The organism is Trueperella sp. (assembly GCF_043424875.1).
Taxonomy (GTDB): domain Bacteria; phylum Actinomycetota; class Actinomycetes; order Actinomycetales; family Actinomycetaceae; genus Trueperella.
In genome coordinates this window covers 17,523-36,164 of the sequence record NZ_JBHWPL010000029.1, presented here as the reverse complement: position 1 = coordinate 36,164, position 18,642 = coordinate 17,523, and the positions used below count along the sequence as shown (strand labels likewise).

Genomic DNA, 18,642 nt, shown 5'->3' with positions numbered 1-18,642 from the left:
TTTTTTGAGGCAGTATTACGGCGTCTCAGCGGGATGGATCGTCAGGAATGAGCCAGGTCAGCAAGACGGGAACGTGCTCGATTGCGAGCGGGATAGCTGGAAGAGCGCAGGCTGGTGCGGTGGGCTGGAAGGAGGATTCGCCGAGCGGCGAGGCGGATCGACTTTCGCTAGGTAACCGACTTCCGCTAGAAGGGGGAACGGGAGAGCCGGCTCAAGAGGAATGTGAAGACTCTGTGAAACCTCACGAAGCCTTATGAAGCCTTGGAGCGCCTGCGCTTGCTGTTTTCGCGGGTGCGTTCCTCTTCTGACATTCCGCCCCAGACGCCATACGGCTCGCGGTGAGCCAGCGCGTACTCGCGGCACTCGTCCAATACTGGGCACGACTGGCAGATCCGCTTGGCACGCTCGATGCGACGCCTGCGTGGTCCACCTCGTTCGCCCTCCGGATGGAAGAAGAATTCTGGATCCATCGTGTTGCACGATCCCAGAGCTTGCCAATCCCAAAAATCTACGAGTGCGCCCTGCACATCTTTGATGCGAGCTACCACAATCACGTCCTCACCATGCCCTCGCGGGCGTTTTACCAAATCCGCAATCAGCGTTGAAGGGATTCGGCCCGAAACACACATAGAGGTTATCGGAGAATCCCCTCTTTTGGAATAGTCCTATTTCACACTTTGAAAATCATTCGCGAAAAGATCTCGCCGCCGAGTAGCCCGCGCCTGAGCTGTGCTTAGGGCGGATGTGAGTCTATGCGGACACCCTTGGGTGGGCGAGCGGGGCGGGCTTAGGATGGGAGCGTGAGTACAGATCCTTTTGGCCTTGTCGGCTTGACTTATGATGACGTTCTCCTTCTGCCCGGGGCAACTGATGTTGTGCCCTCCGAGGTAGACACGACCTCGCCGCTGACGCGCAATATCAGCGTGAGGGTGCCCCTGTTGTCGGCCGCGATGGACACGGTGACCGAGTCGCAGATGGCGATCGCGATGGCGCGCCAGGGCGGCCTCGGCATTTTGCACCGCAACCTCTCGATCGAGGATCAGGCGCATCAGGTGCGGGTGGTGAAGCGCTCGGAGTCCGGCATGGTCTCGGACCCTGTGACGATCAGCCCGGACGCCACCATCCAGGAATGGGACGAGCTGTGCGGCCAGTACAAGATCTCGGGTCTGCCGGTGGTTGACGAGGACGACAAGCTGCTCGGCATCATCACGAACCGCGACCTGATCTTCATCCCCGAGTCGCAGTGGCAGACCATGAAGGTTTCGGAGGCGATGACCCCCATGCCGCTCGTGACGGCCGGCGTGGGCACCACGCGCGACGAGGCGCAAGAACTACTGCGCAAGAACAAGGTTGAAAAGCTTCCCTTGATCGACGACGACGGTCGGCTGGCTGGTCTGATCACGGTCAAGGATTTCACCAAGTCGGAAAAGTACCCGAACGCAACGAAGGATGAGGGTGGCCGTCTGCGCGTGGGTGCGGCGATCGGTTACTGGGGCGACGCATGGGAGCGCGCCGAGGCGCTGGCTGAGGCCGGTGTGGACGTGCTCGTGGTTGATACGGCAAACGGCGAGGCGAAGCTGGCGCTCGAGATGATCAAACGCATTAAGAGCGATTCGCGTTTTGACAATGTTGACGTGATCGGCGGAAACGTGGCAACGCGAGAAGGCGCTCAGGCGCTCATCGACGCCGGAGTGGATGCTGTGAAGGTCGGCGTTGGCCCGGGATCGATTTGTACCACCCGAGTCGTGGCGGGCGTCGGCGTCCCGCAGATTACGGCAATTCAGCTGGCATCCGAAGCGTGCAAGCCCGCGGGTATCCCGCTCATTGCCGATGGCGGACTCCAGTACTCGGGCGACATCGGCAAGGCGCTCGCGGCAGGTGCATCAACGGTCATGCTGGGCTCGCTGCTGGCGGGCTGCGCCGAATCTCCGGGCGAACTCGTGTTCGTCAACGGTAAGCAGTTTAAGTCGTACCGCGGCATGGGGTCGCTCGGCGCGATGAGCTCGCGCGGGCGCGTGTCCTACTCGAAGGACCGCTACTTCCAAGCAGATGTGACGTCGGATGACAAGATCATTCCGGAGGGCATCGAAGGTCAGGTGCCGTACCGCGGCCCGCTTGGCTCGGTGATTTACCAGCTCCTTGGCGGTTTGCACCAGACGATGTTCTACACCGGCGCGCGCACGATTCAGGAGCTGACGGACAACGGCCGCTTCGTCCGCATTACGGCTGCTGGCCTGCGCGAATCGCATCCGCACGATATCCAGATGACCACAGAGGCGCCGAACTACTCGTCGAAGAACTAAGCCTCTCGATCAGCTGGGAACCGGCCACCCGCGCGGCTCGCCGGACGCGCGCGGATAGCGGCGTGAGATGAAGTCCATGAACTCGTTGTAAGCCACCCGCTGGTCGTTCTCGAGCACGTCGAGCGGCGTCACGCCCAGATTCGGGAACCGCTCAAGGATCGCGTCCAGCACGCGCAGCGTCATGCGCACATCTCCCTCGGCGTCGTGGAACGTCTCGTCGGCCGGCACGCCATAATGTGCCGCGATGTGGGCAAGTGTGCGCTTGCCCCTGCGATAGCGGTCGACGTGCCGATCGAGGAAGTACGGATCGATAACGGGATAAACCCTGCCTCCCAAGCGCTGCGCCATGGTGGGTAGCCCGTGGCGAGCAAGCTCGTTTTCGAGCAGCGTGAAATCGTACGAGGCGTTGTAGGCAACCACCGGATTTCCACCGGCCATATGGCGTTCCAGAACCTGCGCGATCTCCTCGAGAACCTCCACGATCGGGCGCCCAGCGCGCCGAGCTTTCTCGGTGGTCACCCCGTGAATCGCGGCGGCGCCGTCGGGAATCTCCACGCCCGGATCGGCGAGCCACGTGTAGCGCTCCTCGCGATCGCCGTCTTGAATCACCACGGCCGCGGTCACGATGCGGTCGTCGAGGACGTTAATCCCCGTGGTCTCCGTATCGAATCCCGCTCGGGGAAGGGAAGTCCACATATCGCCTCCTAGTAGATTGCACCTCAGTCTAAAACGCCCGTTGTGCAAACGGCGAACCTATCCCCAGCTGCCCGCGAGGTCGTGGCCAAGGCGATAGAGTAGGGGGCGTGAGTGAAACGGAAATTGGACGCGGCAAGCGCGCTAGGGTCGGCTACTCCTTCGATGACATCTCCGTGGTTCCCTCTCGGAGAACCCGCGATGCCACGGACGTCTCGATTTCGTGGCAGCTCGATGCCTCGCTGCTCGACATCCCTATCCTCTCCGCTCCGATGGATTCCGTAACCTCCCCGGCAACCGCCATCAAGATCGGCGAAATGGGCGGCGTGGGCGTCATCGACCTCGAGGGTCTGTGGACGCGCTATGAGGATCCCGAGCCGATCTTCGAGCAGATTGCCCGCGAGCCGGCCGAGTCCGCCACGGCGCTCATGCAAAGGTTGTACCGCGAGCCGGTCAAGGGCGAGCTCATTCAGGAACGCCTCAATCAGATTCGCGAGTCGGGCCAGATTGTGGCCGGAGCGCTGTCGCCCCAGCGCACGCAGGAACACTGGCGCACCGTGGTCAACGCGGGCGTGGACCTGTTCGTCATTCGCGGCACCACCGTCTCGGCCGAGCACGTGTCCTCCAACCGCGAACCGCTCAACCTCAAGCGCTTCATCTACGAACTCGACGTGCCCGTCGTCGTCGGCGGCGCCGCGTCGTATACCGCCGCGCTCCACCTCATGCGCACGGGCGCGGCCGGCGTTCTTGCCGGGTTTGGCGGAGGGGCGACGACGGCGAACCGCCGCACGGTCGGCGTCGCTGTTCCTATGGCGACGACGGTGGCGGACGTCGCGGCCGCGCGGCGCGAGTACATGGATGAGACGGGCGGCCGGTACGTGCACGTGGTGGCGGACGGCCAGGTCTCGACGTCCGGCGATCTGGTCAAGGCCATTGCGTGTGGCGCCGACGGCGTCATGCTCGGCACCGCGCTGGCGCGCTCGACGGAGGCGCCCGGGCGCGGATACCACTGGGGCGCCGAGGTGTATCACAAGGATCTGCCACGCGGCGAGCGCGTGGAAGTTGGGACGGTCGCCGATCTGGAGACGATCATAAACGGTCCGTCGACCAGCGCCGATGGCCTGACGAACTTCACGGGCGCGCTTCGCCACGCGATGGCGATGACGGGATATTCCGACCTCAAGGAGTTCCAGCGCGTGCTCGTCTCGGTAGGGATGTAAGCCGGGCCGGGGCCGAATGCCCCGGGAGGAGTCTCGCGCACCGGACAGGGCACAAGCGCCTATAGAGCACGTGAGTGTGGGGAGTAGAATTGTGCTGTGATTGGTGCGCCGAGTCGCGCAGTCGGGCACAATGAAGTGAGTTTAGTTTCTACCGCAATTCTTCAAAGGAGAGTTATGACTGAGTACCGCATCGAACATGACACGATGGGCGAAGTAAAGGTTCCCAAGGACGCGCTCTACCGCGCGCAGACCCAGCGCGCTGTGGAGAACTTCCCGATCTCGGGCAAGACGCTTGAGCCTCCGCACATCCACGCGCTTGGCCAGATCAAGCGCGCGGCTGCGATCGCGAACAACGAGCTCGGCGTGATCGACGACGCCCGTAAGGACGCGATCGTTGCGGCCGCGGACGAGATCATCGCAGGCAAGCACGATGACCATTTCCCGATCGACGTGTTCCAGACCGGTTCGGGCACGTCGTCGAACATGAACACGAACGAGGTGATTGCGACCCTCGCCTCGACCGATGACCTCGACGTCCATCCGAACGACCACGTCAACGCCTCGCAGTCGTCGAACGATGTGTTCCCCTCGTCGATTCACATTGCGGCGCTCGCCGCGCTGCGCGACAACCTGTACCCGAAGATGGAAACGCTTCTGGCCTCGCTCGATGGCAAGGCGAAGGAGTGGAAGGACGTGGTCAAGGCTGGCCGTACCCACCTGATGGACGCCACGCCGATCACGCTCGGCCAGGAGTTCTCCGGCTACGCCCAGCAGATTCGCTACGGCATCGAGCGCGTGAAGGACACGGAAAAGCGCCTCGCAGAGCTGCCTCTTGGCGGTACCGCGGTGGGCACTGGCATCAACACCCCGGAAGGCTTCTCGCAGCGCGTCATCGAGCTGATCGCCGAGAACACGGGGCTGCCGTTCGTTGAGGCCGCGAACCACTTCGAGGCGCAGGCTGCTCAGGATTCGCTCGTGGAGACGTCGGGGGCGCTGCGCGTTGTGGCCGTGTCGCTCGTGAAAATCGCTAACGATCTGCGCTGGATGGGCTCGGGCCCACGCGCCGGTATCGGCGAGCTGCACCTGCCGGACCTCCAGCCTGGCTCGTCGATTATGCCGGGCAAGGTGAACCCGGTTGTTCCTGAGGCGACTGTCATGGTTGCCGCTCAGGTGATCGGCAACGACGCGGCGATCGCGTTCGCCGGTGCACAGGGCAACTTCGACCTGCTCGTCATGCTACCGGTGATGGCGCAGAACTTGCTCGAGTCGATCAACATCATCGGAAACGTGTGCGAGGTTCTCGCCACCAAGACCGTCGATGGCCTCGAGGCAAACCGCGAGCGTGCGCTTGAGTTGGCTGAGTCTTCGCCGTCGATCGTCACGCCGCTTAACCGCCACATCGGCTACGAGAACGCTGCCAAGATCGCGAAGCACTCTGTGGCTGAGAACATGACCGTCAAGGAGGCGGCGATTGATCTCGGCTTCGTCGAGCGCGGCGAGATCGATGAGGAGACGCTGAACGCGGCTCTCGACGTGACCACCATGGTGGGTGACTACTAAAGCTCACGGTCGCGCTGGTTAAGGTCAATAAGCAAGGCGGGAAGGGATGACCTTCCCGCCTTGCTTGAACCTCAGCGATAGGAGGTGGTGCGATGGTAGCTAACCACGCCACGCAGGATGTTGTGCTCATTCACGGACTCATGGATGGGTGCGGGCACCGCTGGCACGATGCGCACCCCGACATGTTCGCCGAACACGTCCTGCGGCACATCGATCGGAGCTAACTCCGCCCGCGCTACCCGAATTACTTACCGGAGTGGCGGTAAACGTTCGTCTCGCGCTGCTCGAACCCGGCGCGCTGGTAGAGGCGATTCGCGGCCTCGCGCGAGGGGCGCGACGTGAGATCCACGGTCTTTGCACCGCGATTGTGCGCCAATTCGAGCGCGGCCTCAACAAGCTGCATGCCCGCGCCCTTGCCGCGCGCGGCGTCGTCGACGACGACGTCCTCGATCCACGCGCGCACGCCCGTGGGAATGGTGAAGGTGACGAGGGTGAGCATGCCCTGGATGTCGCCGTCGTCGCCACGGAACAGAATCAAGTCAATCGACTGCTGGGAAAGGTAGTCCTCGAGCTGTTCGATGTCCATTGGCGCGGAGCTCGACGAGAGCTGGGGGATCAGCCGCTGGAAGGCGTCCTCAAGTTCGGGCGACGCGGCGCTTGCAAGTTCAATCATGGCGGTCCTCTCGAGTCGGTTCTGACGGCCTAGGTGCAGTCTACGAGGAAATGGGCCGCGCCAACGTGAAGGCGTGGTGCGCGCGGTCGATTGCGTAGTCAGTGCTTGGCCGGTCAGTTTTCGGCTGCTCAGTTATCAGCGGCTTCAGTTCTTGGCGGGCAGCTTGCCGAATATGACGGCGTCGACGAGGGGGCCGTAGATTTGCGCCACCTGCTCGCGGGGGAGTGAGGCCAGCGGCTCGCGGGCGAAGATGTAACGCGCGGAGCACAGGCCGATCACCTGCCCGAATGCGAGCTCGAGGCGGAGCATCGGGTTGGTCACCGGCAGCTGCTCGGCCATCGGCTGGAGCATCTCGGTTTCCACCCAGCCGGAGAACATTGCGAAGGTGTCTTCGGTGGAGAGGATCGAGGAGCCGTAGATCTTCACGTAGGACTGGACGGTCGACTCTTCCCAGAGCTTCATGACGGCGAGGCAGACGCGCTCGCCGGTTCCGGGCCGGACGTCGCCGAAGGCCTCGTGGATGACTTCGATCGGGTCCTGTGGCAGTGACATCGCCTCGCGGAAGAGGCCGGACTTGCCGCCGAAGTAATAGTTGATCAGCCCGGCGTCGCACTCGGCACGGGCCGCCACCTCGCGCAGGGTCACCGCCGAAAACTCTTTGGCCGTAAACAGCTCCCGGCCTGCGTCGATAAGGCGTTGGCGCACCTCGCCTCGGCGGCCGGCGGGGCCCCGCGAGTCGCCGGCTTTCTCGCTAGCGTGCTGCATCTGTCCCCGTTCGCTCCGCAATTTCAACGCCGTAGAAACTTTGGGACCAAAGTCTCGGCGACATTTCGGCGAGACTGCCGCGATTCCGGCGTCGCCGAGTCCTAATTTCAACGCTATTGAAATTGTTTTTTCCTCTTATTACGGTTTCCAGTGTACGGGATCGTAGGTTCCCCTACGCGTAGAAGGTATTGATATATGAGCGTTTTCCGATTGGGTATCGACGTCGGTTCGACCACCGTCAAAGCAATCTTGCTCGACGACGATCAGATCGTGTTCGAGGACTACCGGCGCCACCACGCCGACGTGCGCGCTGAGCTGGCCAAACTCCTCGACGACATCGCATACGAATACCCGGGGATTAGGGTCAACGCCGCCGTGACCGGCTCGGGCGGCATGGCAGTCGCCGAGGTGCTCGACATCCCCTTCGTGCAAGAGGTCATCGCCGAAACCGAAGCCACCCGCCGGGCATATCCGGACACCGACGTCATCATCGAACTCGGCGGCGAGGACGCCAAGCTCACCTACCTCAAGCCCACCCCCGAACAGCGCATGAACGGCACGTGTGCGGGTGGAACGGGCGCGTTCATCGACCAGATGGCGTCGCTACTCAACACCGACGCCGCCGGCCTCAACGAACTCGCCAAGGATTTCGAGACCATCTACCCGATCGCCTCACGCTGCGGCGTGTTCGCGAAGACTGACGTCCAGCCCCTGCTCAACCAGGGTGCGGCACACGAGGACATCGCGGCGTCGATCTTCCAGTCGGTCGCCCTGCAGACCGTGGCGGGCCTGGCCAACGGCCGCCCGATCCGCGGCAACGTCATGTTCCTCGGCGGCCCGCTCCACTTCCTTCCCGAACTGCGCGCCGCTTACGAGCGCATCCTCGACAAGGTCGAGTCCTACGTGACCCCCGACCGCGCCCAGCTCTACGTGGCCATCGGAGCGGCGATGCTCGCCGACGCCTCCAACGTCAAGGAGCTGGATAGGATGGCCACGGTTTTGCGCGAGGCCGACGCCGTCGGAACCGCCACCAACCGCATGCGCCCGCTTTTTTCCAACGACGACGAACGGGCCGCCTTCTACGAACGACACTCCAAAAACGTGGTCGAACAGCTCGAGACCTCCGATGCGCGCGGCGACTGCTTCCTCGGCATCGACGCCGGCTCGACGACGATCAAGGCCGTTCTCATCGACTCCGATGACCGCATCGTGTTCACCCACTACGCCTCCAACGAGGGCGATCCGGTGGCGGCCGCCGTCGAGATCGTCAAGCGCCTCCAAGCCGACCTGCCGGAGTCGGCCCGCATCGTGCGCTCCTGTTCCACGGGATACGGCGAAGGAATCGTCCAGTCCGCGATCGGCGTCGACGAAGGTGAAATCGAGACGATGGCGCACTTCCGGGCGGCAGAATTTCTGCAGCCGGGCGTCACGTCCGTCATCGACATCGGCGGTCAGGACATGAAGTACCTGAAGATCAAGAACGGCGTGGTTGATTCGATTTCTGTCAACGAGGCGTGCTCCTCGGGGTGCGGATCCTTCCTTCAGACCTTCGCGGCCGGCATGAATACGGACATCTACACGTTCGCGAAGGCCGCAACAGAATCGACGGCGCCGGTCGACCTCGGAACGCGCTGCACGGTGTTCATGAATTCCTCGGTCAAGCAGGCGCAGAAGGAGGGTGCGGACGTGGCCGACATTTCCGCCGGCCTGTCTTACTCCGTGGTGCGCAACGCGCTCTACAAGGTCATCAAGCTCAAGGACGCGGACGAACTCGGCGAGTTCCCGGTGGTCCAGGGCGGCACCTTCCTCAACGACTCGGTGCTGCGCGCATTCGAACTGCAGACTGGGCGCGAGGTTGTGCGCCCGAACATCGCGGGGCTCATGGGCGCATTCGGTGCGGCCCTGACGGCCAAGCGCCACTACAAGCCGGGCGAGGTGGATCAGGCCAGGCCGTCGTCGTTGCTCTCGGTTGATGAACTCGAGGGGCTGACGGTCGAGACCGAACTCAAAACCTGCCGCCTGTGCCAAAACCACTGCAACATGACGATTTCGAAGTTTTCGACGGGGGAGCGCCACGTGTCGGGCAACCGGTGTGAGCGCGGCGCCTCGCTCGAGCGGGTGCCCGCGAAGTCGCCGATTCCGAACATGTACGAGTGGAAGTACAAGCGGATTTTCGGCTATCGCCGCCTGCGCGAGAAGGACGCCACCCGCGGCGACATCGGCATCCCGCGAGTTCTCAACATGTACGAGGACTACCCGTTCTGGTTCACGGTCCTGACGAAGCTGAAGTTCCGCGTGATGATTTCCGGCCGGTCAAACCACGAGCTGTTCGAGGAGGGCATGGAGTCGATCCCGTCGGAGAACGTGTGCTACCCGGCCAAGCTGGCCCACGGGCACATCGAATCCTTGCTGGATAAGGGCATCACCACGATCTTCTACCCGTGCGTGTCCTATTCCGAAGACACGACGAGCGGCCAGGACAACAACTTCAACTGCCCAATCGTGGCCACCTACCCCGAGGTCATTCGCAACAACATGGAGCGGCTCGCGCAGGAGAAGGCCACGTTTATCTCGCCCTTCCTGTCGCTGAAGAACCGCGACATCCTGCCACGCCGCCTCGCCGAGACGTTCGCGCAGTGGGGCGTGACGGAAGACGAGGCGCGCGAGGCGTGCGAGGCCGGCTGGGAAGAGATGGACGCCGTCCACGAGGAGATCAAGGCCAAGGGCCGCGAGGCGATCGACTACATTCGCGACCACGGCATCAAGGGCGTCGTACTTGCCGGCCGCCCGTATCACCTGGATCCCGAGATCAACCACGGCATCCCCGAGCTCATCGTGGGCCTTGGCACGGCGGTGCTCACTGAGGACGCCGTCGTGAACAACACCCTGGAGCGGCCGCTGCGCGTCCGCGACCAGTGGTCCTACCACTCGCGGTTGTATGAGGCTGCGGCGAGCGCCGGCGACGACGACGATCTGCAGCTCGTCCAGCTGGTCTCCTTTGGTTGCGGTCTCGATGCGATTACCGCTGATCAGGTGCAGGAGATCTTGGAAGGCCGCGGGGACGTGTACACGTCGCTCAAGATTGATGAGATCTCAAATCTAGGCGCGGCGCGGATCCGGTTGCGCTCGCTTGCGGCCGCTGTGGATGAGCGGGCGGAGCGGCGGGAGTCGGAAGAGATCTTGACCTATCCGGCGTCGTTGGATGCGGGCAGCGACGGGCGCAGGCGCACGAACGCGCCCGCGCCCGGTCAGGCCGGCGAGATCGAGTCCACGGCCGGGCATGTGTACAATAACGTGCCGTTTACGAAGGAGATGCGCGAGGAAGGCTACACGATCCTCGTGCCGCAGATGGCGCCCATTCACTTCCGGCTGCTCATGCCGGTACTCCGTAGGGGCGGATACAACGTGAAGCTCCTTGAAAAGACAAGCAAGGAGAATATTGAGACCGGCCTAAAGTACGTCAACAACGACTCGTGCTATCCAGCAATTGTTGTGATCGGACAGTTGCTTGATGAATTTATTGCGGGCCGTGCCGATCCTGACAAGACGGCCGTTGCCATCACACAGACGGGTGGCATGTGCCGTGCAACGAACTATGCGGGACTATTGCGAAAGGGCCTGCGCGATGCGGGCTACCCGCAGGTGCCGGTGATCGCCGTGTCGGCGCAGGGACTCGAGGACAATCCCGGATTCGAGTTCACGGTTCCGATGTTGCACCGTGCGATCCAGTCGGTCACGCTTGGCGATCTCCTGCAAAAGGTTGTGCTTCGCACGCGCCCGTATCAGATCGATGGCAACGTCGTGGAGCTGTACGAGAAGTGGGACCGAATCGTTCGCGAATTCTTTGAATTCAAGGGCTATTCGCCAACCCTTGGCCGCAAGATCGGATTCCACGCGCTGATTAAGGAAATCACGCACGAATTCGACACGGTGCCGCTTCAGGATATTCCACGCAAGCCGCGCGTGGGTATGGTGGGCGAGATTCTCGTTCAATACCACCCCGATGCGAACAACGATGCGGTTGGCGTGATTGAACGTGAGGGATGTGAAGCCGAACTGCCGAGCCTCGCTCAGTTCTTCCACAATTCGCTGGTGACGGCCGATTGGAAACACGATACTCTCGGCTCGGTGACGAACTGGACCAGACGCTTGCAGAATCTCGCGCTGTGGGTGTTGCAACAGTACGAGAAGCCCTATCGCAAAGCGCTTGCGCGCTCGCGCAGGTTCGACGCCGGGCCGACGATCCACGAGCTCGCCGAGAAGGTGCAGGAGATTGCCCAGCTGGGTAATCAGGCTGGTGAGGGCTGGTACTTGACCGCCGACATGATGGACATGATCGAGAACGGCACGCCGAACATCATCTGTGCTCAGCCGTTCGCGTGTTTGCCCAATCATGTTGTGGGTAAGGGCATGTTCCGGGCGCTTCGCCAGAAGTATCCCGAGGCCAACGTCGTGGCGATCGACTACGACCCGGGCGCGTCCGAGGTCAACCAGCTCAACCGCATCAAGCTCATGATCTCGACTGCCTTCATCAACCACGAGGCAGGGCAGGAGCGGCTGGACATGTCCGGCGACGCCGACCTCACCGTGAGCGATCCGAGCGAATGGGATCCGTCTGAGTTGACCTCGGGTGGTGGCTGCGGCTGTGGCGGCGGGCACGGTGGTGCTCGTGCTACTGATGGCGTCGGCGGGTTCGGGTCCGAGAACTCGGAGCCCGTGCGCGTTGGTCTGGGCATGCCCCGCATCCGCGTGGGCGTACCCCGCGACTAGCGGGTTCACCGCGAATCCCGGGCGACCGTCGTCGTAAGCGTGCCCGCCGACGATACGTGCGCGCCGTCGTCGTGACTGTTCTTTCACGGTAGCCGGGCGCACGGCGTCGCGCGGTAGCGAAATGTTCTCCACATGCGCGGGTCGGTTTCGGACTTTTCCACAATTGTCGAGATTTCTGATCGGCGGCGCGGGATCTGGTCGAATGGAGGCATGCCTCAACTTGCCAATGGGAATGCGGCGGTGCGTGCGAAGGCGCAGGCTCCGCCCGTCACGATCATGCGCAGCGCACCTCCCGCGTTCGACGCCGCCCAACGCACGCACTTCGAAGCGATCGCGAAGGAGCGCTTGCAGGCCATGCGGAAAAATGGCCAGGTGATTGCGAATCAGGTGATGCCGATGTCGTCGCACGGCTTTTGGGATCATGCTCATTCCCGCGGATTCGAGAAGGTCGCGCGAGGGTACGCGGCGCTTTTGGCGCGTCCGTCGGAGCGCGAGAGTTTGGAGTGGTGGGTCGTTGAGGAGGCCAAGCATATTCATCGGATCCTCTACCTCAATCAGTGGGAGTCGCATACGGCGATTGCGGATCTGTCGGCGGTTGCGGTCTGGGATTTCCCGCGGCTGGAGCAATTGCCCAAACTTGTACAGCGGGTGGAGCTGACGCGAAATCATCACAGTCGGTCGGCAAATCAGGTCACTCGGCGTGCGCGCGTTGAGCCGGAGGTGGTGGATCTCGGTGGTGTGCTGGTGACGAGCATTGAGCAGACGATCGTTGATGTTTGTTGCGGCGCCGGGCCCGAGGCCGGGTTGGTGATTGCCGATTTCGCGCTGCACAACAATCTGACCGACATGGACAGGCTCGAATCTTTGGCTCGTGCACAGGGGCCGCGCCGGGGTATCCGGAATTTCTGGGCGATGGCTCGGGTTGCGGATGGGCGAGTGGAATCGCCCAATGAATCGTTGATGCGCTGGCGATTCCACGCGGGCGGTTTCGAAGTTCCCGAGTCGCAGGTGCGAATTCGGTATGGCCGGTCCGAGCGCAGGCCAGATGGGTTTGATGCCGCGTCGCGCACCATCTATGAGGCGGATGGCAAGGGGAAGTACTCGTTGCATCGAGCCGGAATCGTCGAAGCATTCCACGATGAGCGGGAACGAGATGCCGAGTTGGAGGCCCTCGGATTCAGGGTGCTCCACATGACCTGGAACGACGTCCAGAACGACATCCAATTCGGCGAGTGGTGCCGGCGATTCAAGGTTTTCCCGACGCCGGCCAAACGGCGGACTCAGCGCGGGAAGCGGTGAGCCCGGGAATCACGGTTGGCGCGTCGGCGGGGCGGGTCTGGGTGGCCTGAGCTGGATCGGATGAGTGGCGGCCCTGCGGGGCAGGCGCCTCGGCGGGGCGGATTAGTGGTGGCTAGGCGGGGCAAAGGCGCTGGGACGAGCGGTCATTTTGATCTGGTTGGGCGGTGCTGCTTTTAGCTGGATGGTGTTGCTCCCAGCTGGGCCAATAAGCGTCCTCCATGGAGGACGCTTCCACCGTTGGAGGTCTGTCAGACAAATGGAGGTCGGTGATTGGTGTTTTTTGGTCGGTGTTTTGAATTACCGACCTCCATTGGTGCAAAGGTGCGTCATGGAGGACCTTAAATCAGGCCCGATCATGGTTCTCTGGGGATGTTGCACACCGGCGGGCCTGAATTCGGAACAGCTGAGCGGTTGGTCCGCGTTGAGGAAGTGGTGACTCGGAAGATATGAGGTAAATCGGGTCCCTCTAGCGGCGAATTGCTCCCGTCGGGAGATGAATAGGGCTCGTTGGACGGTAATCGGGTCAGGCGAGAGTGTGGCATGGGTCTGGGTGGGCGGTGTTGCTTTTAGCTGGATGGTGTTGCTCACGGCTGGGCCAATAAGCGTTCTCCATGGAGGACGGTTCCACCGTTGGAGGTCCGTCAGACAAATGGAGGTCGGTGATTGGTGATTTTAGGTCGGTGTTTTGATTTTCCGACCTCCATTGGTGCAAAGGTGCGTCATGGAGGACGTTAATTCGGGCGGAGAGAGCGAAGAGAGCGTGGCAGTGGGTGAGAGGTGGCAGGGGTGACGTGACAGTGAGTGGACAAAACCGGTGAGCAGAGCGGATCTGGCAGTGAGCAGGGCGGATGTGGCAGTGGGTGAGAGGTGGCAGGGGCGATGTGCCAGTGAGCAGGGTGGATGTGACGGTGGGTGAGAGGTGGCAGGGGCGATGTGCCAGTGAGCAGGGTGAATGTGGCGGTGGGGGCGATGTGGCGGTGAGGGTGGTGCAAGGAGAGGCAGGCGGTGAGGGCGCGCAAACAGGGGAGGCAGGTCGTGAGCAGGGCAGATGTGCCGCTACCGAGACCTGACATACCAAAGGGGCGGGGGAGGAATCCTCCTGCCCGCCCCCTCCGGCCAGCAAATGCCTAGATCAGCTCCATGGCCTGCTGGGCGATGGAGAGCTCCTCGTTGGTCGGCACGATCATGACCTTGACGGTTGAATCCTCGGTGGAGATGATGCGCGGCTCCTTCGAGCGCGTGCTGTTCTTCTCCTCATCGAGCTTGATGCCGAACGGCTCGAGGCGCTTGATGACGGCGGCGCGCGTGATGTCGTCGTTCTCGCCGATGCCCGCGGTGAACGTGATGACGTCCAAGCCACCCATCACCGCAGCGTAAGCGCCGATGTAGTGAAGCAGGCGGTGAACGTACACTTCGAGAGCCTCGATCGCGTTCTCGTCGCCCTCGGCGGCAAGCTGGTTGACCGAGCGCATATCGTTGTCGCCAGCCAGCCCCTTCATGCCCGACTTCTTGTTGAACAGCGTGTCAATCTCGTCGATCGACATCCCGCCCACGCGAGCCAGGTGGAACACAGCAGCCGGATCGATGTCGCCGGTGCGCGTGCCCATCATGAGACCCTCGAGCGGAGTCAGACCCATCGACGTATCAACGGCCTCGCCGTTCTTGACCGCCGAGACCGACGCGCCATTACCAAGGTGCAGCACGATCTGCTTAAGATCATCGCGGCCTTCCATCTCGGAGACCTTCTGCGAAACGAACATGTGCGAAGTGCCGTGCGCGCCATAGCGGCGGATCTGGTACTTCTCGGCAACTTCACGATCGAGCGCGTACGTCGCGGACTCGTTCGGAAGCGTCTGGAAGAACGCGGTGTCGAACACGGCAACGTTTGGCACGTCGAACAGTTCGCGCGCAACCTCGATGCCCTTCAGGTGAGCCGGGTTGTGAAGCGGCGCGAGCGGCGCGAGCTCCTCGATGAGCGCCTGCACCCGATCGTCGATCAGCGCGGCCTTGTCGAAGTACTTGCCACCCTGAACGACGCGGTGACCAATGGCCTTAATACCGGCATCCTCCAGCTTCGGACCCTTGCTGTTAAACATCTCGATCACGAGGCGCAGGCCCTCGCCATGGTCGGCGATTGGCTGATTGAGCTCGGTGGTCTCGCCGTCGTGCTCGTGCTCGAGGTGACTCGTCACCTCGCCGATCCGCTCCACGAGGCCCGAGGCCAGCGACTCACCGCTGTCCGGATCCACGAGCTGGTACTTAATCGATGACGATCCGGAATTAATAACCAGTACTGTCACTGGGGTTTCTCCTATTCTGTGATGCGCCGCGCGGCGCGTCGTTCTCGCCCGCCGTTCCGACGACGACGGTCCCTTGCTTATCGAGCCAGCGCACTTTCCCGCCGGCTCGGCCCGCTAGCCCTGCGCCTGAATGGCGGTGATGGCGACGGTGTTAACGATGTCCTCAACGAGCGCTCCGCGCGAGAGGTCGTTGACTGGCTTGTTCAGGCCCTGTAGGACTGGGCCGACGGCGACCGCGCCGGCCGACCGCTGCACGGCTTTGTAGCCGATGTTGCCCGAGTTGAGCTCGGGGAAGATGAACACGGTGGCGCGGCCGGCAACCTCGGAATCGGGAAGCTTGGTGGCCGCCACCTTGGGCTCGACCGCGGCGTCGTACTGGATCGGCCCCTCGATGAGCAGATCGGGTGCCATGTCCTTAACGATTGCAGTGGCTTTGACGACGGCGTCCACGTCCGGCCCAGCACCGGAGGTGCCGGTGGAATAGGACAACATCGCAACGCGCGGATCCACGCCGAACTGAACGGCAGTCTCCGCCGATGACACGGCGATGCCAGCCAGCTGCTCCGGAGTCGGGTTCGTGGTCACGGCGCAATCGCCGTACACGTAGACGCGATCCTCCATGAGCATGAGGAAGCACGAGGAGACGAGCTTGGCACCCGGCTTCGTCTTAATGATCTGGAAGGAGGGGACGATCGTGTTCGCCGTCGTGTTCACGGCGCCGGAAACCATGCCATCGGCGTCGTCCATATGAACCATCATGGTGGCGAAGTAGGACAGGTTTTTGAGCGTCTCCACAGCCTGGTCGTAGGTGACGCCCTTCTTCTCGCGAAGGCGCGCGAATTCGGTGGCGTACTTTTCGATGCGCTCCGGATCCTCAGCCGAGACGATCTCGGCCTTGCTCAGATCCAGCCCGAGTGCCTCTGCGCGGCCGAGAATATCAGCCTCGTCGCCCACCAGAATGATGTCGGCAACTTCGCGCGAGATCAGCTCGTCGGCGGCGCGCAAAATGCGCTCGTCCGTGGCCTCCGGCAGCACGATCCGCTTGCGATCAGAGCGCGCCCGCGAGATCAGCGAGGACTGGAAGCTCATCGGCGTGATCACGTCCGAGCCGTGCTCCATGGCGCCCTTAATGATCTCCAGATCGCGCTCTTCCAGCTCGATCTGCTCGCCGTCGTAGAAGTAGACGATCGGCGTCTCCTCGTAATTTGCACCCGTTTCGTCGGCAAGCTCGCGATCGGCGCTGGTGATCGCAACGGCCGAAATCGGCGCGTTCTCACCCTGAATCTCGAGGGCCACGAGGTGGAACGTGTCCAGAACCTGCTTGGGCGAGCGCAGCGCGCCCGACATGACGAGGAAGACCGACGTGCCAAGGTTGGCGGCAGCGCGCCCGGTGCGGGCAAGGACTCCGGGGTTGACCGGATCGCCGTCGAGGAGGCCGAGGATCAGCACGGCGTCAAAGTTGTGGGCGTAATCGGTGTAGCGCTTGACGAGGTCCGTCATCGCCGCATCCTCGTCGGTGAAGTACGCCTGACGGGTGGTGCCCCACGCGATGTCGAGGTCATCTTCGCGGCCGACCTGGGCAAGGAGATCCTTGAACTCGTCGTCGGAGTTGATCGGCCCGTTCGTAAACGCACGGAAGACGCCGAGATTCGGATAGTCCTTCTTGAGCTGGTCGATCACCACTCGCGCCACGGCGCGCGTTCCAGAATTACCCTCTGCAGCTGTGAAATAGACGCTCTTCGTCATGTCATCCTCTCAGTTAATCCTAGCCAGGTGCCTCGGCAGCGAGCCGAGCACACAAACACGTACTATCGTCCCACGTTTTCGCGAATTAAGGTGTTCAAGTTGGCAATCCGACAAAAGCATCGCACCATTGACTAGCAGGTTAGCCGGTGATTCGTAGGTGAGTTGCCACGAGCGTGTCAGCCGGTGACTCGCAGGTGAGTTGCCACGAGCAGGTTAGCCCGCGACTCGCGGGTGAGCATGCCGCTAGCAGGTAGGAGGTTCAGTGAGACGACGCCGTCCGCGCAGCCAGCGCCGTTCGCAGCGCCAGCGCGAACTTCGCCCGGCCTTCCGCGCGGGGATCAACGCCTCGCCGGTCATCTTGCCCGACGCCGACTTCCAGACCCTCGGCCAGTGGTCCGCGGTTCGATTCGGCGACGCCGGCCTCGCGCTTTTCGACGACGGCGACATCTTCCTCGACTTTTCCGTTCCCGCGCGGGCCGATCACCCATATCGGGCAGGTGAGCGGGTGTGGATATTCCGGCCGGTGCCCGATGAGCCTGCCGAACCGATCGAACTGGACGTGGTGCACCGGGCCGAGCGGTTCGTCGTCGTTGATAAGCCGCATCGGATCGCAACGATTCCGCGGGGAATGTACGTGGCGAAGACGGTGACTGTGGCGGCACGCCGGCAGTTCGCGAACGACGACGTGGTGGCGGCCCATCGCCTCGATGCGGAGACGGCCGGGCTCGTCTTACTGACGGGGGATCCGGCGTGGCGCGGGCCCTATCAGGACATGTTCGCGCGTCGTGAGGTGAACAAGGTTTACTTCGCCGTGGCGCCGGCGATCGATCTTGGCACGCTGAGCTCCGGCGGCCCCGGCTATGCGGGTGCCGAGCAGGCGCGGGTCGAGCGGGCGCGGATCGTGCACGATGAGTACGGCCCGGGCTGGACGAGCATTGACGTGCGGATTGAACGCAAGCCCGGTGCGATCTGCGTCAGCATCACGGAGGGCGAGCCGAACTCGCGCACGCACGTCCGGCTCGTTGAGGAGCTGGCCGATGGTCTGGCGCTCTATGAGCTTCACCCGATTTCGGGGCGGCTGCACCAGCTGCGGGCAACCATGAACCACATCGGCGCGCCCATCGCGGGCGATCCGCTCTATCCCGATGTGCTCAGCCTGGCCGACACGGCGGCGCGCGATCTGCCGACGCAACTGCTGGCCGCGCAACTGGAGTTTTCCGACCCGGTGGACGGCACCGACGTCGTCGTTAAAACGCGGCGAACGCTGGCGCTGGCGCCGAACCTGACGTTCTGACGCGGGCCGGTCTCGAAGT

The 18,642-nt window shown here is 62.8% G+C and carries 13 protein-coding genes; 7 read left to right on the top strand and 6 right to left on the bottom strand.

Annotation, left to right across the window (positions count from 1 at the left end; translation table 11 throughout):
- Positions 1–251: 251 nt before the first annotated feature.
- Entirely contained in the window at positions 252–548 is a 297-nt protein-coding gene (locus tag ACHFFR_RS02760; RefSeq protein ID WP_394262747.1) for a WhiB family transcriptional regulator, read from the bottom strand.
- Positions 549–800: 252 nt separating this feature from the next.
- Here ACHFFR_RS02760 and guaB point away from each other — a divergent pair, with 252 nt between their 5' ends.
- Positions 801–2,303 (top strand): IMP dehydrogenase, encoded by a 1,503-nt coding sequence (gene guaB, locus ACHFFR_RS02755; protein WP_394262746.1) that lies wholly within the window; start codon positions 801–803, stop codon positions 2,301–2,303.
- A 9-nt stretch (positions 2,304–2,312) separates the two neighbouring features.
- On the opposite strand, the gene ACHFFR_RS02750 is transcribed toward guaB, so the two are convergent.
- Positions 2,313–2,999 carry an exonuclease domain-containing protein gene (locus ACHFFR_RS02750; protein WP_394262745.1) on the bottom strand — a complete coding sequence of 229 codons (687 nt, stop codon included), beginning with the start codon at positions 2,997–2,999 and terminating at the stop codon, positions 2,313–2,315.
- Positions 3,000–3,106: 107 nt separating this feature from the next.
- On the opposite strand from ACHFFR_RS02750, the gene ACHFFR_RS02745 reads away from it, so the two are divergent.
- From ACHFFR_RS02745 to ACHFFR_RS02735, 3 genes are all read left to right on the top strand, one after another.
- A complete protein-coding gene (locus tag ACHFFR_RS02745) occupies positions 3,107–4,216 on the top strand; it encodes a GuaB3 family IMP dehydrogenase-related protein (protein WP_394262744.1) in 1,110 nt (369 codons plus the stop codon).
- A gap of 174 nt (positions 4,217–4,390) precedes the next feature.
- Positions 4,391–5,776 carry a class II fumarate hydratase gene (locus ACHFFR_RS02740; RefSeq protein ID WP_394262743.1) on the top strand — a complete coding sequence of 462 codons (1,386 nt, stop codon included), beginning with the start codon at positions 4,391–4,393 and terminating at the stop codon, positions 5,774–5,776.
- A gap of 92 nt (positions 5,777–5,868) precedes the next feature.
- Positions 5,869–6,000 carry a hypothetical protein gene (locus ACHFFR_RS02735; protein WP_394262742.1) on the top strand — a complete coding sequence of 44 codons (132 nt, stop codon included), beginning with the start codon at positions 5,869–5,871 and terminating at the stop codon, positions 5,998–6,000.
- Between the two features lie 20 nt (positions 6,001–6,020).
- On the opposite strand, the gene ACHFFR_RS02730 is transcribed toward ACHFFR_RS02735, so the two are convergent.
- Both ACHFFR_RS02730 and ACHFFR_RS02725 read right to left on the bottom strand, forming a co-directional pair.
- Positions 6,021–6,449 (bottom strand): GNAT family N-acetyltransferase, encoded by a 429-nt coding sequence (locus ACHFFR_RS02730; protein WP_394262741.1) that lies wholly within the window; start codon positions 6,447–6,449, stop codon positions 6,021–6,023.
- 144 nt (positions 6,450–6,593) lie between these two features.
- A complete protein-coding gene (locus ACHFFR_RS02725; protein WP_394262740.1) occupies positions 6,594–7,154 on the bottom strand; it encodes a TetR/AcrR family transcriptional regulator in 561 nt (186 codons plus the stop codon).
- A gap of 255 nt (positions 7,155–7,409) precedes the next feature.
- Between ACHFFR_RS02725 and ACHFFR_RS02720 the strand changes: the two genes are divergently transcribed.
- Positions 7,410–11,984, top strand: a complete 4,575-nt coding sequence (locus ACHFFR_RS02720; RefSeq protein WP_394262739.1) for an acyl-CoA dehydratase activase-related protein — start codon at positions 7,410–7,412, stop codon at positions 11,982–11,984.
- Between the two features lie 210 nt (positions 11,985–12,194).
- Complete coding sequence (locus ACHFFR_RS02715) at positions 12,195–13,283, top strand: hypothetical protein (protein WP_394262738.1); 1,089 nt, start codon at positions 12,195–12,197, stop codon at positions 13,281–13,283.
- A 1,127-nt stretch (positions 13,284–14,410) separates the two neighbouring features.
- On the opposite strand, the gene ACHFFR_RS02710 is transcribed toward ACHFFR_RS02715, so the two are convergent.
- Together ACHFFR_RS02710 and pta are read right to left on the bottom strand one after the other, a co-directional pair.
- Positions 14,411–15,583 (bottom strand): acetate/propionate family kinase, encoded by a 1,173-nt coding sequence (locus tag ACHFFR_RS02710; RefSeq protein ID WP_394262737.1) that lies wholly within the window; start codon positions 15,581–15,583, stop codon positions 14,411–14,413.
- Positions 15,584–15,697: 114 nt separating this feature from the next.
- Positions 15,698–17,329: a phosphate acetyltransferase gene (pta, locus tag ACHFFR_RS02705; protein WP_394262736.1), complete on the bottom strand. Its 1,632-nt coding sequence runs from the start codon at positions 17,327–17,329 to the stop codon at positions 15,698–15,700.
- Positions 17,330–17,591: 262 nt separating this feature from the next.
- Here pta and ACHFFR_RS02700 point away from each other — a divergent pair, with 262 nt between their 5' ends.
- Complete coding sequence (locus ACHFFR_RS02700) at positions 17,592–18,623, top strand: pseudouridine synthase (RefSeq protein ID WP_394262735.1); 1,032 nt, start codon at positions 17,592–17,594, stop codon at positions 18,621–18,623.
- The last annotated feature ends 19 nt before the right edge of the window (positions 18,624–18,642 follow it).

Bases quoted from the DNA above. Each gene is read 5' to 3' on its own strand.
- ACHFFR_RS02740 (WP_394262743.1), top strand. From the start codon at position 4,391: ATGACTGAGTACCGCATCGAACATGACACGATGGGCGAAGTAAAGGTT.
- ACHFFR_RS02750 (WP_394262745.1), bottom strand. From the start codon at position 2,999: ATGTGGACTTCCCTTCCCCGAGCGGGATTCGATACGGAGACCACGGGG.
- pta (WP_394262736.1), bottom strand. From the start codon at position 17,329: ATGACGAAGAGCGTCTATTTCACAGCTGCAGAGGGTAATTCTGGAACG.
- ACHFFR_RS02720 (WP_394262739.1), top strand. From the start codon at position 7,410: ATGAGCGTTTTCCGATTGGGTATCGACGTCGGTTCGACCACCGTCAAA.
- ACHFFR_RS02715 (WP_394262738.1), top strand. From the start codon at position 12,195: ATGCCTCAACTTGCCAATGGGAATGCGGCGGTGCGTGCGAAGGCGCAG.
- ACHFFR_RS02730 (WP_394262741.1), bottom strand. From the start codon at position 6,449: ATGATTGAACTTGCAAGCGCCGCGTCGCCCGAACTTGAGGACGCCTTC.
- ACHFFR_RS02735 (WP_394262742.1), top strand. From the start codon at position 5,869: ATGGTAGCTAACCACGCCACGCAGGATGTTGTGCTCATTCACGGACTC.